The following is a 14,763-nucleotide window of genomic DNA, read 5'->3' as shown; positions in this document are numbered from 1 at the left end:
GCTTAAGTGTAAGCAATTCTTAAAAGCCTTTGCCGCCGCCTGTGGCTACTACACTATAATCGTCGGTTATGAATACTCAACGCATCCTTGCCCACTTCCAGGAGAGCGCCGACCTGAAACTGAAGTCGGCCGCGGCCCTGTCGCAACCCATTTCGCAGGCGATCGAACTGATGTTCGGCGCCCTGTCCAACGGCAACAAGATCCTGGCCTGCGGTAACGGCGGTTCGGCCGCCGACTGCCAGCACTTTGCTGCCGAGCTGGTCGGCCGCTTCGAGCGCGAGCGTTTCCCGCTGCCGGCGATTGCCCTGACCACCGATACCTCGATCCTGACGGCGGTCGGCAACGACTATAGTTACCGCGAGATTTTCTCGAAGCAGGTGCAGGCCTTCGGCCAGGCCGGCGACATCCTGCTCGCGATTTCCACCTCGGGTAACTCGGCCAATGTGCTGGCAGCCGTCGAAGCGGCGCTCGAGCGCGAAATGCGCGTGGTGGCGTTTACCGGCAAGGACGGCGGCGCGCTGGCCAAGCTGCTGACCGACGCCGACGTGCACATCAACGTGCCGCACAGCCGTACCGCGCGCATCCAGGAAGTGCACCTGGTCGCGATTCATTGCATCTGCGACGGTATCGACGTCGCGCTATTCGGAGGAGACGAGAATGATTAAACCCGGCCTGAACGCCCGCCCGCTGGCGAAAGCCGTCCTGCTTGTTGCGCTGCTGGGGAGCCTGCAGGGCTGCGTGCCGCTGGTCATCGGCGGCGCGGCCATGGGTGCCGCCGCAACCATGGACCGCCGCACGCTGGGTGCGCAGACCGAGGACAAGGCGATTACGGTGAAGGCCGAGGTGCAGGTGCCGAAACTGGTCGGCAGCGCCGGCCACGTCAACATCGCCGCCTACAACCGCAGGGTGCTGCTGACCGGAGAAGTGCGCGACGAAGCCATGAAGGCGGCAGTCGAGCGCGAAGTGCGCGGCATCGAGCACGTTGCCGGCGTCATCAACGAACTCGTGATCGCCGGGCCATCGAGCTATACCTCGCGCTCGTCGGACGCGCTGATCACCGCCAACGTCAAGGGCAGCCTGGTCGAGATGAAGACGATTTCGGCCACCTCGTTCAAGGTCGTCACCGAGCGCGGCACCGTCTACCTGATGGGCCGCGTGACCCAGCGCGAAGGCGATTTGGGCGCGAAGATCGCGCAGAGCGTCTCGGGCGTCCAGCGCGTCGTCAAACTGTTCGAATACATGACCGAAGAAGAACTGCGCACGCAGTTCCCGCGGACTTCGACGGTCGCCCTGTAATCCCGGCGGGGCTGCGGCTCCGCCTTTTTTACGTCAGCTGCCATGACCGCCTCGACTAACCGTTCCTGGATCAAACCTGCCGCCATCGCCGCGACCGTGCTGGCGCTGGCCGGCGTCGGCTACGCCACGCTGGCCAAGGGCGAAAAGGCGCCCGACGTCACCTTCATCAGCATCGCCGGCGACAAGGTCAGCACCCAAAACCTGCGCGGCAAGGTGGTGATGGTCAATTTTTGGGCAACCTCCTGTGTCAGCTGCGTGCGCGAAATGCCCGCGATGGTCGACACCTACAACAAGTTCAAGGGCCAGGGCCTGGAATTCGTTGCCGTGGCGATGCAGTACGACCCGCCCAACTACGTCCTGAATTTCACGGAAACGCGCAAGCTGCCGTTTATCGTCGCGCTCGATTCGGGCGGCGACCTGGCCAGATCCTTTGGCGACGTGACCCTGACCCCGACCACCTTCGTGATCGGCAAGGACGGCACCATCCTCAAGCGCTATGTCGGCGAACCCGACTTTACGCAAGTGCACGCCCTGCTTCAAAAGGCGCTGGCCGCCGGTTAAGCGCCCGAGGCAGCCGTGCTTGCCTTGCTGCGATGACGATCTGACATTAAACTGGATTCGTTCATACGGTTTACGGCGCAGCGTCGCGCCATGGATTGCGCGCGCAGGCGGCGGCCATGGCGCTGCAGTCATACCACAGCACGCCTGAGGTAACGCAAGCCTGCCGTGCCGGAATCGGCCAAGCTTGATGCGTCCGCTGACCGCGGGCCTGCCGTCATGCTTGCAAAGGAGATGCAATGGCTCACTTTTTCCGCAGGATAGGCATCGTTGCCGCGCTGGCAGGCTTGAGCGCGTGCGCCGGGCCCAAGCCGCAGACCGTGGCCGTCCTCCATTACCAGCACGTCGCCAATGCGCACCAGATCCGCTTTACGAACCCGATCGCGCTGTCGGCCGCCCTGTACCGGGTCGGCTACCTGGCGCCGGTCGATGCCGGCGGCTTCTGGGCCATTTTTGTCCTGTGCAATATCGACGTGACCCGGCATGCGCAGCGCGGTTTCCACTACAACGTCAACAACTTCCGGGTCAGCTACGAAGGCCGCGAGATTGGCGGGCTGCCGCCCTACACCCTGCGCTACCAGGGCCAGGTCGACCTGAACAACGCCGGCGACACCCTGCCGATCCTCGACGCCGTGGCTGCCGAGATCCAGGAAGGCCCGCCCGACCAGGTCTTCCAGCGCGGCTTTTATCCGGACCTGAACTACCGCTTCGCCGTGTTCGTGCCGAAGGCGCTGTCCAAGTATGCGGGCGAGGAATTAAAGCTGAGCTACAAGGGGCAGCCGGCGATCCTGGTCGGCAACGGCAGGTCGCCCTCGGACCTGCCCGCCGTGGGCGGCACCGCAGCCGGCGTCGCCGCGGCCTGCGTGCCGCCGTAGGGTGAAGTCCCCGACTCCACGCGTTCACGCGGCAGCTGCGCGGCCGCGACGCCGGCTGCTGTGCGTTGAAACCCGTGATCGAGGCCACTTGCCTCCCTCACACCGACGTCCTGCACGCCTGCCGCGGCCCGTGTACGATGCTCCTTTCATCGTCCACGGCAAGCACATGAGCACCCAATACACCCTCGAAGATTTGAAGCAGCGCGGCGCGAACAGCCTGCCCGGCTACCTCGGCATCGAAATCACGGAAGTCGGCGAACGCCGCCTGGCCGCGCAATTACCGATCAAACCGCACCTGCTGGCGCCGAACGGCTATCTGCACGCGGGCAGCATCGTTTCGCTGGCCGACACGGCCGCCGGCTATGCCTGCGTCGCCCACCTGCCCGAGGGCGCGACCAACTTCACCACGATCGAGCTGAAATCGAACCATTTCAGTACCGCGCGTGAAGGCATGATCACCTGCGTCGCCACCGCGGCCCACCTGGGCCGCACCACCCAGGTATGGGATGTGACGGTGACGAATGCGGCCAACGGCAAGACGGTGGCCTTGTTCCGTTGTACCCAGATGATCTTGTATCCGGAGTAGGCGCGGGGTGAGCGCGGGGTAGTGCCAACGAAGGGCAGCGTTTACGCGTGGACTCGGGAGTCCACCCTGCGAGTCCACCCTACCCGTCATGCCCTTCTCTTCTGCTTGCCCGCATGGCCCTGGCGCTTGCGCGTGGCCGCATTCTGCTGCTGCAGCAGCGAGTCGACCCGCTCGGACGCTTCGCGCGCCAGGCGCTGCGCTTCCTCGATGCTCGGGAAAAAGTCCGGCTGCCGATAACCGAGCCAGGCATAGGCCGAATACATGCGGCAGGTGTCCTCGACCTCCTGCAGATTCATCCAGAACAGTTCCTGTGCATGCGGGGTGAGCTTGCAGATCTTTTTCTTGGCCAGCGATAAGGCCCAGTGCTCCCAGGCGCTTTGCAGCATCGGCACCCGGCTCGAGATCGGCACCAGGGAAAGCATGAATTTCTCGGCCACCGACAAGTCCAGCGTGTCGAGCCATTCGGCGCGTTCGTTCTGTTCCTCGGTGATGCGCGGATAGAAAAAGCCGTCCGGCACGTCGATGTTGTGCACGAAGCGTTTTAATAATTTGACCAGCGAAGTTTCCCCCGTCACCGACGAGATCCGGTGCAGCTGCTCGAGCGAGGGGGCCACCGCAAAGCCGCTGGCCGGCACCGGCGGGATTTTCTCCTTCATCAGCGAGCGCATCACCTCATGGGTGTCGTCGTCGTAGCCGGCGACAAAGCCTTCCTCGTGCACCCCGTAGCGCCCTGCCCGGCCGGCGATCTGCCTGGCCAGCGCCGCCGAGATCTCTTCTTCCTCATAGCCGTTGTACTTGACGGCGGTGGTCATCACGATGCGCGCGATCGGCATGTTCAGGCCCATGGCGAGGGCGTCGGTACCGACCACGATGTCGGCTTGCCCTTCCCGGAAACGCTCGGCCTGGGCGCGCCGCACTTCCGGCGACAGGTTGCCGTAGACGGTGGCGACCGACAGTCCCTTCTCGGTGATCAGGTCGCGCCACATCAGCACCTCGCGCCGCGAAAAGGCGATCACGGCGTCGCCGCGGCGCAGGTTCGTGAGCTTGCGTACCGGCGCCGGCTCCATCGCCAGCGGCGCCATGCGCTTCAATACATGCACTTCCAGCGGCACTTCCAGGCGCTCGGCCAGCGCCTCGATCGCACGCCGCGCTTCCGGCGCGCCCACCAGGTAGACGGTCGAGGCCGGCGCGCCGCAGACGGCCGCGGTCCAGGCCGCGCCGCGGTCGCGGTCGGCCAGCATCTGGATTTCGTCGATCACGGCCACCTCGATCGGGGTGGTCGAATCGAGCATCTCGACCGTGCTGGCCACGTGGGTGCTGCCTTCGGCAATCCGGCGCTCTTCTCCCGTGACCAGGCTGACCTTCAAGGCCTCCCCGTGCGGGCGCGCCGCCTGCAGGCGCTCGTAGTTTTCCAGGGCTAATAAACGCAGCGGGGCCAGGTAGGCGCCGCTTTTCGCCTTTGCCAGCGCTTCCATCGCGCGGTGGGTTTTACCCGAATTCGTGGGCCCCAGCAGCGCGATGAACTTTCTCTGCATGCGGCTGGCCACCTCGAACGATTCCGGGTACTCGGCCAGGTTGATGCTTTCCTTGGTGCGGGCGGCGTGGCGCTCTTCCTGGTCGCGCTCGATGGCATGTTCCACGCGCTGGCGGATGCGCTCGAATACATAGTCGGCCGGCTCCGAGGTTTCCAGTTCATCGAGCACGCCGAGGAAGTCGCGCGGATCGAAACCGGCATCGTCGGCCAGTTCCGCGATCTCGCGCACGAACTCTTCGGTGTCTAGCTGCAGCTCGGCCAGCGCCTTGTCTCCGGTGCGCTCCTCGACCAGCGCGCGCCGCGCGCCCATGTCCATCTTGCGCCACTTGCTGGGCTTGGCCAGCACGCCGCGCGCCGGCACCAGCGCATAGCGCACGCGCAGCCCTTCGTAGCGCACTTCTCCGGAAAAGCGCAGGAACACCCGCCCTTCCATCTTGACCAGTTCGATGCCGCGCGACTGTAGATCGAGTTCGCGTTCGAGCAAGGCGTCCTCGCCGGTATCCATGTCAGTTGCGTCGTAGCGTGAATTGCTCATGTGTGCTCAAGATGATGTCTGCTTGCCATCACTATAGCGCGGATGGCGCCGAGGTCCTGTTCCGCAAGGCCGCAGCGCCAGCCAATAAAAAACGGCCTCCGCGGAGGCCGTTCGCTTGCACTGCAGGCCGCGCGCTTACGCTGCCACGCCCGCGTTGTGCGCCTGCTGGTCCGCGTGGTACGAGGAGCGCACCATGGCGCCGACGGCGGCATGGACAAACCCCATTTCGTAGGCGGCTTCCTCGAACTTTTTAAACTGGTCCGGGTGCACGTAGCGGCGCACCGGCAGGTGCGAGTTCGACGGCGCCAGGTACTGGCCGATGGTCAGCATGTCGATGTCGTGCTCGCGCATGTCGCGCATCACTTCCAGGATCTCTTCGTCGGTTTCGCCCAGTCCGACCATGATGCCCGACTTGGTGACCGCGTTCGGGTACATCTTTTTGAAATCGCGCAGCAGCACCAGCGAGTGCTTGTAGTCGGCGCCCGGACGGGCTTCCTTGTACAGGCGCGGCACGGTTTCCAGATTGTGGTTCATCACGTCCGGCAGGCCGTCGGCGAAGATGTTCAAGGCTTTTTCCAGGCGGCCGCGGAAGTCGGGCACCAGCACTTCGATCTTGGTGTTCGGCGACAGCGCGCGCGTCCTGGTGATGCACTCGACGAAGTGGCCGGCGCCGCCGTCACGTAGATCGTCGCGGTCGACCGAGGTGATCACGACATACGACAGGCGCAGGTCGGCGATGGTTTTCGCCAGGTTGCCCGGCTCGTTCACGTCGAGCGGGTCCGGACGGCCGTGGCCGACGTCGCAGAACGGGCAGCGGCGGGTGCACTTGTCGCCCATGATCATGAAGGTCGCCGTGCCCTTGCCGAAGCATTCGCCGATGTTCGGGCAGCTCGCTTCTTCGCAGACGGTGACCAGGTTGTTCGCGCGCAGGATGTCCTTGATTTCGTAGAAGCGCGACGAGGCCGTCGCGGCTTTGACGCGAATCCAGTCCGGCTTTTTCAGGCGCTCGGTGTCCGCGATCGGCACGATCTTGATCGGAATGCGCGAGGTTTTATTCGCACCCTTTTGCTTCTCGAGGGCGTTGTAGGCGGGAGTCAGACCGGTGTCGGTTTCGGTAGTCATGTCGCTTCAGGCCCGGGCGGGGCTCCAGTTGGGGTTGTTCGGTTCGGCAGCGTCGGCCAGGTGGTGCACGAGGGCGCGCGCCAGTGCTGCCTGCACATCGGCCAGCGGCGCCTCGATGCCCATCGTGCGCATGTCGACGGTGGCCAGGCCGGAATAGCCGCAAGGGTTGATCCACGAGAACGGCGCCAGGTCCATCGCCACGTTCAGCGACACGCCGTGGTAGGTGCAGCCGTTGCCGCGTACTTTCAGGCCGAGGGCGGCGATTTTTGCGCCGCGGCGCGGGCCGTCGGCAATATAGATGCCGGGCGCGCCGGCAACGCGTTCACCGTCAAGATTATACGCCGCCAGCACGTCGATGACTGCCTGTTCGATTTTCGCCACAAATTGTCGGGCATACAGTTTGCCGCCCGGCTTGTTGCGGCGCAGGTCCATCAACAGGTAGATCACGACCTGGCCGGGGCCGTGGTAGGTCACTTCGCCGCCGCGGTCGGTCTGCACCACGGGAATGGCGTGGGCCGGCACGCCGGGACCGGCCAGCAGGTGGCCGCGGTCGGCGCCCAGCCCCAGCGTGAACACCGGCGGATGCTCGACGATCCAGAGCTCGTCTGGCGTGTCGCTGGTGCGCGCGTCGGTGAAGGCGCGCATCGCGGCAAACGTGGGTTCGTAGTCGGCGCGGCCCAGCTCGCGAATGAGGGGACTGGCGGGGCGGATCGGGTGCATGAAAATCCGGTCGGGAAGGTGGACAGCCCCGACATTATAAGCCAGCCCCTTTTCCCTTGCCCGGTGTTACATGACGATCTTGACCATCGGGTGGGCCGACAGCGCGCGGTACAGGTCGTCGAGCTGGGCGCGGCTGGTGGCGCGCACGGTGCAGGTCAGGCCAGTGTAGTTGCCTTTGCCCGAAGGCCGCACTTCCATGCGGCCGTGGTGGAAGGTCGGATCAAAATCCAGCACCACCTCGACGATCGTGGTGGCGAAGGCCTCGTGCGTCGGGCCCATCACCTTGATCGGGAAGTCGCTCGGGTATTCGATGAGGGATTCTTTCGGGTCCATAGTGCAATTCCAGTCTAAAAGTACATTGTAGCCAATGCGCGCAGGGTCCGTACGCCGGACCCATAACAGCAGCAGATGGCCGGTATTTCGGCCATCTGTTGCAGCGCTACTCGGTCAACGTTCCAGCTGGCGCACGCCGTCGCGCTGGCGCGGGTTCTCGTCGCCGCCACGGCGCGGCGCCACGACCGGCGGCGGCGGGGGCGGCGCGGGCGCCGCCATCGGCGCCGGGGGCGGCGTCGGCATCGCGCGCGGCGGCGGCGCCACGGCAGTCGCGATCGGCCGCGGCATCTGGACTTGCGCCCGCGCCGCAGCCGCTTCCATGGCGCCGGCGGCGCCGCCACGGTGGCGGAAGGGCTGCGCGGCCGCTTCGACGCTCATCGCACGGTTGTCGAGATCGCGCTGCCGTTCCTGGAAGCGCCGCTGGCGCTCCTCGAAGGCGTCGCGGGTGACCGCGCGCCCGTCGCGCTGCATGCCGGCCGGCGGCAGTGTCGTGATCGTGCCCGGCTGGGGCGCGAATCCCGGCTGCGGCAGCCCGGCGACGGCGGCCGGCGGGCTGGTGGTGATGACGGGCGCCGGAGCAGGGCGGTTTTCGCGGCGCCCATCCCAGCGGCGCTCGTGGTCGCCGCCGTCGCGGCGCCCATCCCAGCGCCCGTCGCGCCGGTCCTTGTCCTCGCGGCGGTCCTCCCAGTGGTCCGCGCGCCCATCCGCGCGGCGCGCGGCCTCGGCACGGGCGATGGCGTCGTGCATCAGGAGCGGGGTCGGCGGCAGCGCCGCCGGGGCGGTGCGCCAGGCCGGCGGCGGCGTGACGCGCGGCTCGCGCGCGACGACGACTTCGCCGCGCTGGCCGAAGCGCTCCTGCGGCACCACGGTCAGGCCGCGCTGGCGGTAATCGGCCTTGCCGTCGTGCCGGTCACGCTTGCCGTCGCGCCAGCGCTGCGCGTTCAGCCGGCGCAGGTGCTCGTTCGACAAGCGGTAGCCCGGCACGAAATGGTCGTACGGCGACAGCGGATACCAGCCCTGCGCGATCAAGGGCGTCGAGTGGAAATTCAGGTTCCAGCCGGCGCCGCCGACCCAGCCGACCAGCGCCGGCGCCCAGACCGGCTGGCGCTCGATACGCCCCGGCGCCCAGGCCCAGCGGTTGTGGACATGGACCCAGCGGCCATAGTGGAAGGGCGCATACCCCCAGGGGGCGTTGTCGACCCAGGTCCAGCCCCAGGGCGCGATCCAGGTCCAGCGGCCGTCGCGGTAGGGCACCCAGGTCGAGGCCACGTTCGGCAGCCAGAGCGCGCCATATTCGCTGTCGTCGCGCCAATTGCCGTAGCGGTCGAGGTCCTCGTATCCCGTCATCTCGGCCGTCACATAGCGGGTGGCGCGCACGGCCTCGGTCTCGCGGTCGCGCGCCGCCGACCACGCGTCGAATGCGTCCGCCAGGGCTTGCCGGGTGCGCAGGTCGTTGCCCTGCATTTCGGCGCTGCGGCCGGCGCGCACGGTCAGGCGCTCGCCGCCGCCCTCGACGATGGCGACGCCGTCGAACACGTTGACGGTGCTGGTATCGGCCACGCGCCCGGCGTCGACCCGGACCCGGCCCGGTCCCTCCAGCTGGACGCGGGCGTCGGGCGTGGTGAGCTCGAAACCGGCGGCGACCTCGGGATTGGCGATGCGGAGGTTCACGCTGCCGTAGTGCAGGCGCAGGCGCAGCTGCCCGTCGTCGAGCTGGACGACCTCGAGCGCGGAATCGCCATCGACCCGGATCGCGGTCGAGCCGACCCGCAGCTCGCTGCGCGCGCCGACGCCGGTGGAGATCGTATTGCCGGAGGTCACCGGCCAGTTGACCAGGGCGCTGCTGGCCGCTGCCCCTGGAACGCTGATGTTGACCTGGCCCTGAGCCAGCGCCACGCGCCCGACCCGGGCCGGAGGATCGTCCGCCAGCGCCAGGGTGGAACATGCCGCCAGCGCCAGCAGCGTCGCGGTCTTCAGTAAACGAAGTGTCATGAGGGCTCCAGGCGGTGCGCCAAGGTGGACGAAACGGAATGCGTCGACCTGATTACACCCTAGCGGCGCATGGCGCACAATCGGGGTTACAGACGGTTGCAAATCGTGCCCGACCGACACATCAAGGGCGGCAGGATCAGGCGCGTTTTACAAAAAACAGCATGGAGCCGACGACGACGAGCACGGCGCCAAAAAATCGGTTCTGGATGCGCATGGCGCGCGGATCGCGGAACAGGCGCTGCATCGAGGCCGCCAGCGTGGCATAGCCGTGCATCACCAGGCTGTCGATGGTGACCATCGTCACGCCGAGGATCAACAATTGCGGCAGCAGCGGCGCGTCTTTCGAAATGAATTGCGGCAGGACCGCGACCATGAAGATGATGCCCTTCGGATTGGTGGCATTCGTCAGGAAGCCGGTCAGCACGCGCTTGCGCACCGACGGGTGGGCGGCCAGCCCGGCACTGCTCGCCGTCGGCCCGGCTGCGGCCTTCGAACGCCATTGCGCTACGTCGAGATAGATCAGGTACAGGGCGCCGACCACCTTGACGATCAAGAAGGCCGTGGGCGAGGCCAGCAGCAGCGAGCCGACCCCGGCGCCGGCGATGGCCAGCACCAGGATCAAGCCGAGTTGCAGCCCGAACACGGTGACGCTGGCCTTTTTGACGCCATAGGCGAGGCCGTGCGACATGGACAGCACGGCGCCGGAACCGGGAGAGATGGCGATGACGGTGCCCGCGATGACGAAGGCGATCCAGGTGGCGTAACTCATGGGGAAAGTAGCAAGCGGAAAAAAGGAAGGCATGCCGCGGCGGCATGCGGGACAGGACGAATGTGGGGATTACTTCTTGTGCGGATTGACGGCCGCCTTCAGCGTTGCGCCGGCGGCAAAACGCGGGGTGTTCGAGGAGGCGATGTCGATCACTTCGCCGGTGGCCGGAAGGCGGCCCTTGCGCGCGGCGCGCTCGGTGACCGAAAAACTGCCGAAACCGGTGATGCCGACCGTGTCGCCCTGCTGCAGGCGTTCGGTGATGATCTCGATGATCGTGTTGAGCGCGCGGTTGGCCGCGCTGCCGCTCATCCCGCCGCGCTTCGCCAACTCCGCGATCAGTTCGCCTTTTTTCATGCTGCCTCCGGACTCAAAGAGCGGAAAGGGTAGCACAAGTAGTTGCCACTTGTAATCTACCGCCGCTCCCGGCAGGGGGCCGGATTATGCGGCTTCGGCGGCGCCGGCCAGGCGCGTGCGCAGGGCGGCGTTGATCAGGGTCTGGTAACCGGTCCCGCTGCGCTCGGACAGGTTGCGAAATTCGCTCAGCACCTCGTCGTCGAGGTAGATGGTGATGCGCGTCTTGCGTTTCGGCGGACGGGTGCGGCGTGCTGGGGCGCTTGCTTGGCTCATTTGATTCATGGTCGGGGTCATCCTGGTCTCCTTCGGCTTGGCGAGGCTGGCGTACCGCAGCCTTCGATCGTGACTATACGTATGCGCGGCCAAACCCGGTGCCGAAAGCGACGAGTTGCAGTTTTACGCGGATGAAACGCAATTTATCGCGCTGAACCGTGTGCCTGCGCGACCTGCGCTCGGTTAAGATGCTGCCATATTGTCAATCACAGGAGCAGGTCCATGGCTGCAGGCAGTTTGCTGGCATTACTCGACGACATCGCCACCGTTCTCGACGACGTCACCGTGATGAGCAAGGTGGCGGCGAAGAAGACCGCGGGCGTGCTCGGCGACGACCTCGCGCTCAACGCCCAGCAGGTATCGGGCGTCGACTCCTCGCGCGAACTGCCGGTGGTCTGGGCCGTGGCCAAGGGTTCGTTATGGAACAAGGCGATCCTGGTGCCGGCGGCGCTGCTGATCTCGGCTTTCGTGCCCTGGCTGATCATTCCGCTGCTGATGATCGGCGGCGCCTTCCTGTGCTTCGAGGGCGCCGAAAAACTGGCGCACAAATTCCTGCACGATCCCGAGGAAGAGGCTGCCCACAAGGAACGCCTGGCCGCGGCGGTGGCCGGCAAGGAAGACATGGTCGCGGTCGAGAAGGACAAAATCAAGGGTGCGATCCGCACCGACTTCATCCTGTCGGCCGAGATCATCGTCATTTCGCTGGGCACGATTGCGGCAATGCCCTTCATGCAGCAAATGGTGGTGCTGATCCTGCTCTCCGTGGTGTTCACGGCCGGCGTCTACGGCCTGGTCGCCGGCATCGTCAAGATCGACGACGCCGGCCTGTATCTGAGCAAGAAAACCAGCGGTTTCGCGCGCAGTATGGGACGCATGCTGCTGGCGTTGGCGCCGCGCCTGATGAAATTGCTGTCGATCGTCGGCACCGCCGCGATGTTCATGGTCGGCGGCGGCATCGTCAGCCACAACCTGGAATTCCTGCACCATTACTCCGAAAGCATGGCCGAGACCCTGGGCGCCGTGCCCGGCATCGGCGGCGTGCTGCACTTCATCGGCCCGGTCCTGTTCGACGCCCTGGTCGGCATCCTGGTCGGCGTGATCGTGCTGCTGGTGGTGACGATGGTCAATAAAATGCGCGGCAAGAAGCCCGTCCCGGCGCACTGATCAGCAAACTGGGCAGTATGCCGATTTTGCTTACTCCATCCTGACGTATTGACAATTGTTGCATTTCTGACTCGGGCATTCGTTGCAATTTGACATGCCTGGGTCTGCCCTCCAGACTGGTTTGAGCGCTTGCCGCTCCGACTATTACATGAGGGAAGAATATGCAGACAAGAACCACGAAGCAAACGGTGCTGGCCCTGTCGATCGCTGCCATGTTCGGCGGCACGGCAGGCGCCCAGGAAAGCACGGCGACCGAAGGCAGTGCCGCCACCGTCGTCGTCACCGGCACCCGCGTCGCCAACCGCAGCGTGCTCGATACCGCCTCGGCAGTCGACATCATTCCGGCCGAAACCCTGAAGAATGCCGGCACCACGGAAATGAACCAGGCGCTGTCGGTGGCGCTGCCTTCCCTGAATTTTCCCCGCCCCTCGCTGACCGACGGCACCGACACCATCCGTCCGGCCACGCTGCGCGGCATGGCGCCCGACCACAGCCTGGTGCTGGTCAATTCCAAGCGGCGCCACGCCTCCTCGCTCGTCAACGTCAACGGCAGCATCGGCCGCGGCTCGGCGGCGGTGGACATGAACACCATTCCGACTGCGATCGTGAAGAACGTCGAAGTGCTGCGCGACGGCGCCGCGGCCCAGTACGGCTCGGACGCGATTGCCGGCGTGATCAACCTGCGCCTGCGCACCGACCGCACGGGCGGCGAGGCGAGCGTGACCTATGGCGCGCGCATCAGCGAATACGATTTGTTCAACGACGTCCCGCCGGCCGGCGGCACCTGGAGCGGCCCGGCCTCGCGCGAACGCACCGACGGCCAGAGCACCACGGTCAGCGCCTGGAAGGGCTTGCCGCTGGGGGAATCGGGTTATCTGACCATCGCCGCGGAATACAAGGACCAGGCGCGCACCGAGCGCGGCGGCTACGACATGCGCCAGCAATACCCGCGCCTGCCGAACGGCGCTTTTGATCCGCGCGAAAACACGATCGACCGTTTCAATGCCTGGTACGGCGACCCGGAAATGGAGCAGACCACCCTGTTTGCCAACGCCGGCAACGACCTCGGCAACGGTGTCAAATTGTATGGCTGGGCCAGCTACCAGAACCGCCAGGCCCGTTCCGCCGGCTACTTCCGCCCGGCCCAGGACGCGCGCAACATCATCTCGATCTATCCGGACGGCTTCCTGCCGATCATCGCCCCGACGGTGGACGATTTCAGCCTGACCGGCGGCCTGACCTGGAGCCTGGGCAGCTGGGACATGGACACCTCTCTCGGCTATGGCAAGAACCGGATGGAGTTCGAGATCCAGAACACGCTGAACCGCTCGATCGGCCCGACCAGCAAGACCGAATTCGATGCCGGCGGCTTTGCCTATGACCAGCTGGTGCTGAACCTGACCGGCGTGCGCTCGCTGGACGTGGCCGGCCTGTCCTCGCCGCTCAACATCGCGGTGGGCACCGAAGTGCGGCGCGAAGGCTACGAATTGTTTGCCGGCGAACCGGACTCCTACCGCTACGGCGGCCAGGTGCTGGCCAACGGCACCCCGGCCGCGCCCGGCGCCCAGGTGTTCCCGGGTTTCCGTCCCGCCAACGAGATCGATACCCACCGCACCGCGGTCGGCGCCTTCGTCGACCTCGAAGCGAACCTGACGCCGCAACTGCTGGCCTCGGTCGCGGTGCGCGCCGAGCATTACTCCGACTTCGGCAACAGCCTGGCCGGGAAACTGGCCGGCCGCTACGATTTCAGCAAAGCCTTTGCCCTGCGCGGCTCGGTGCAGAACGGCTTCCGCGCGCCATCGCCGCAACAGCAGAATTTCACCTCGACCTCGACCAATTTCATCAACGGCGTCCCGTTCGAGATCACCACCTTCAAACCGACCGACCCGGTCGCCGTCGCCCTCGGCGCCAAGCCGCTCGACGCCGAGAAATCGGTCAACCTCTCGCTGGGCGCGGTGCTGCGCTTCGACCCGGTCAGCGTCACGATCGACGCCTATCGCATCAAGATGCGCGACCGTATCGTGCTGTCGGAGAACCTGACGCAAACCAACGTGCGCAACTATATTGCCGCGCAGGGTTTCGTCGGCGTCGGCGGCGGACGCTTCTTCATCAATGGCGTCGATACCACCACCGAAGGCCTCGACATCGTCGTCAACTGGCCGCTCAACGCCGGCGCGGCAGGGCGCTTCGACTTCACGCTGGCGGGCAACCTCAACCGTACCGAAGTGACCAAGGTGCCGGTGACGGCGCAGCTGGCGGCCCTGAACCCGGCGCCGGCGCTGTTCGACCGCGCCAACATCATCGCGCTCGAGGAAGGCCAGCCGAAGAACAAGCTCAGCGCCAACCTGAACTGGAAGCTGGGCGCCTGGGGTGTCACCGCGCGCGCCACCCGCTATGGCAAGGTGATGACGCCGGGTACCACGCCGGCCTTCGATTTCCCGCTCGGCGCGCGCACCCTGGTCGACCTCGAGACCCGCTTTGCCCTGACGCCGAAGCTGACCCTGGCGCTGGGCGCGGACAACGTCTTCGACCAGTACCCGGAAACCCTTCCGCCGTCGCTGAATACGACCGGCAACACGCCGTTCTCGAATTATTCGGCGTTCGGACGTTCGGGCCGCTTCGTGTACGCGCGCGCGAACTACGGGTTTTAAC

The 14,763-nt window shown here is 65.8% G+C and carries 15 protein-coding genes; 7 read left to right on the top strand and 8 right to left on the bottom strand.

Going from position 1 to position 14,763, the window contains the following annotated elements:
* Positions 1 to 68 precede the first annotated feature (68 nt).
* The 5 genes from ACFPAH_RS08085 to ACFPAH_RS08065 all read left to right on the top strand — a co-directional run bounded on the left by ACFPAH_RS08085 (position 69) and on the right by ACFPAH_RS08065 (position 3,315).
* Positions 69 to 665 carry a phosphoheptose isomerase gene (locus ACFPAH_RS08085; RefSeq protein ID WP_379743373.1) on the top strand — a complete coding sequence of 199 codons (597 nt, stop codon included), beginning with the start codon at positions 69 to 71 and terminating at the stop codon, positions 663 to 665.
* On the top strand, positions 658 to 1,296 hold the full coding sequence (locus ACFPAH_RS08080; RefSeq protein WP_379743370.1) for a BON domain-containing protein: 639 nt from the start codon (positions 658 to 660) through the stop codon (positions 1,294 to 1,296). Before ACFPAH_RS08085 ends, ACFPAH_RS08080 begins: the two co-directional genes overlap by 8 nt.
* 42 nt (positions 1,297 to 1,338) lie before the next feature.
* Entirely contained in the window at positions 1,339 to 1,857 is a 519-nt protein-coding gene (locus tag ACFPAH_RS08075; RefSeq protein ID WP_379743367.1) for a peroxiredoxin family protein, read from the top strand.
* Positions 1,858 to 2,093: 236 nt separating this feature from the next.
* Positions 2,094 to 2,729, top strand: a complete 636-nt coding sequence (locus ACFPAH_RS08070) for a hypothetical protein (RefSeq protein WP_379743364.1) — start codon at positions 2,094 to 2,096, stop codon at positions 2,727 to 2,729.
* Positions 2,730 to 2,895: 166 nt separating this feature from the next.
* Positions 2,896 to 3,315, top strand: coding sequence for a PaaI family thioesterase (locus ACFPAH_RS08065; RefSeq protein WP_379743361.1), 420 nt, complete (start codon positions 2,896 to 2,898; stop codon positions 3,313 to 3,315).
* An 86-nt stretch (positions 3,316 to 3,401) separates the two neighbouring features.
* Here the strand turns inward: ACFPAH_RS08065 and ACFPAH_RS08060 are convergent, their stop codons facing one another.
* The 8 genes from ACFPAH_RS08060 to ACFPAH_RS08025 form a co-directional block, all read right to left on the bottom strand.
* On the bottom strand, positions 3,402 to 5,384 hold the full coding sequence (locus ACFPAH_RS08060; RefSeq protein WP_379743358.1) for a helicase-related protein: 1,983 nt from the start codon (positions 5,382 to 5,384) through the stop codon (positions 3,402 to 3,404).
* 135 nt (positions 5,385 to 5,519) lie between these two features.
* Complete coding sequence (gene lipA, locus ACFPAH_RS08055) at positions 5,520 to 6,506, bottom strand: lipoyl synthase (RefSeq protein WP_379743355.1); 987 nt, start codon at positions 6,504 to 6,506, stop codon at positions 5,520 to 5,522.
* Positions 6,507 to 6,512: 6 nt separating this feature from the next.
* Positions 6,513 to 7,226, bottom strand: coding sequence for a lipoyl(octanoyl) transferase LipB (gene lipB / locus ACFPAH_RS08050; RefSeq protein WP_379743352.1), 714 nt, complete (start codon positions 7,224 to 7,226; stop codon positions 6,513 to 6,515).
* A 66-nt stretch (positions 7,227 to 7,292) separates the two neighbouring features.
* Positions 7,293 to 7,559: a DUF493 family protein gene (locus ACFPAH_RS08045; RefSeq protein ID WP_379743349.1), complete on the bottom strand. Its 267-nt coding sequence runs from the start codon at positions 7,557 to 7,559 to the stop codon at positions 7,293 to 7,295.
* Positions 7,560 to 7,673: 114 nt separating this feature from the next.
* Positions 7,674 to 9,551: a DUF6600 domain-containing protein gene (locus ACFPAH_RS08040; RefSeq protein ID WP_379743346.1), complete on the bottom strand. Its 1,878-nt coding sequence runs from the start codon at positions 9,549 to 9,551 to the stop codon at positions 7,674 to 7,676.
* A 136-nt stretch (positions 9,552 to 9,687) separates the two neighbouring features.
* Positions 9,688 to 10,320, bottom strand: coding sequence for a LysE family transporter (locus ACFPAH_RS08035; RefSeq protein WP_379743343.1), 633 nt, complete (start codon positions 10,318 to 10,320; stop codon positions 9,688 to 9,690).
* 69 nt (positions 10,321 to 10,389) lie between these two features.
* Complete coding sequence (locus ACFPAH_RS08030) at positions 10,390 to 10,674, bottom strand: HU family DNA-binding protein (protein ID WP_379743340.1); 285 nt, start codon at positions 10,672 to 10,674, stop codon at positions 10,390 to 10,392.
* An 84-nt stretch (positions 10,675 to 10,758) separates the two neighbouring features.
* A complete protein-coding gene (locus ACFPAH_RS08025; protein WP_379743337.1) occupies positions 10,759 to 10,968 on the bottom strand; it encodes a BrnA antitoxin family protein in 210 nt (69 codons plus the stop codon).
* 201 nt (positions 10,969 to 11,169) lie between these two features.
* Here ACFPAH_RS08025 and ACFPAH_RS08020 point away from each other — a divergent pair, with 201 nt between their 5' ends.
* Together ACFPAH_RS08020 and ACFPAH_RS08015 are read left to right on the top strand one after the other, a co-directional pair.
* Entirely contained in the window at positions 11,170 to 12,111 is a 942-nt protein-coding gene (locus tag ACFPAH_RS08020) for a DUF808 domain-containing protein (protein ID WP_379743334.1), read from the top strand.
* 161 nt (positions 12,112 to 12,272) lie between these two features.
* Positions 12,273 to 14,762: a TonB-dependent receptor plug domain-containing protein gene (locus tag ACFPAH_RS08015; RefSeq protein ID WP_379743331.1), complete on the top strand. Its 2,490-nt coding sequence runs from the start codon at positions 12,273 to 12,275 to the stop codon at positions 14,760 to 14,762.
* The last annotated feature ends 1 nt before the right edge of the window (position 14,763 follow it).

The sequence above is a fragment of the Massilia sp. GCM10023247 genome, from assembly GCF_042653325.1.
Classification (GTDB): Bacteria; Pseudomonadota; Gammaproteobacteria; order Burkholderiales; family Burkholderiaceae_D; genus Telluria.
The sequence above is the reverse complement of the archived record's forward strand: the minus strand, read 5'-3'. Positions and strand labels throughout refer to the sequence as shown.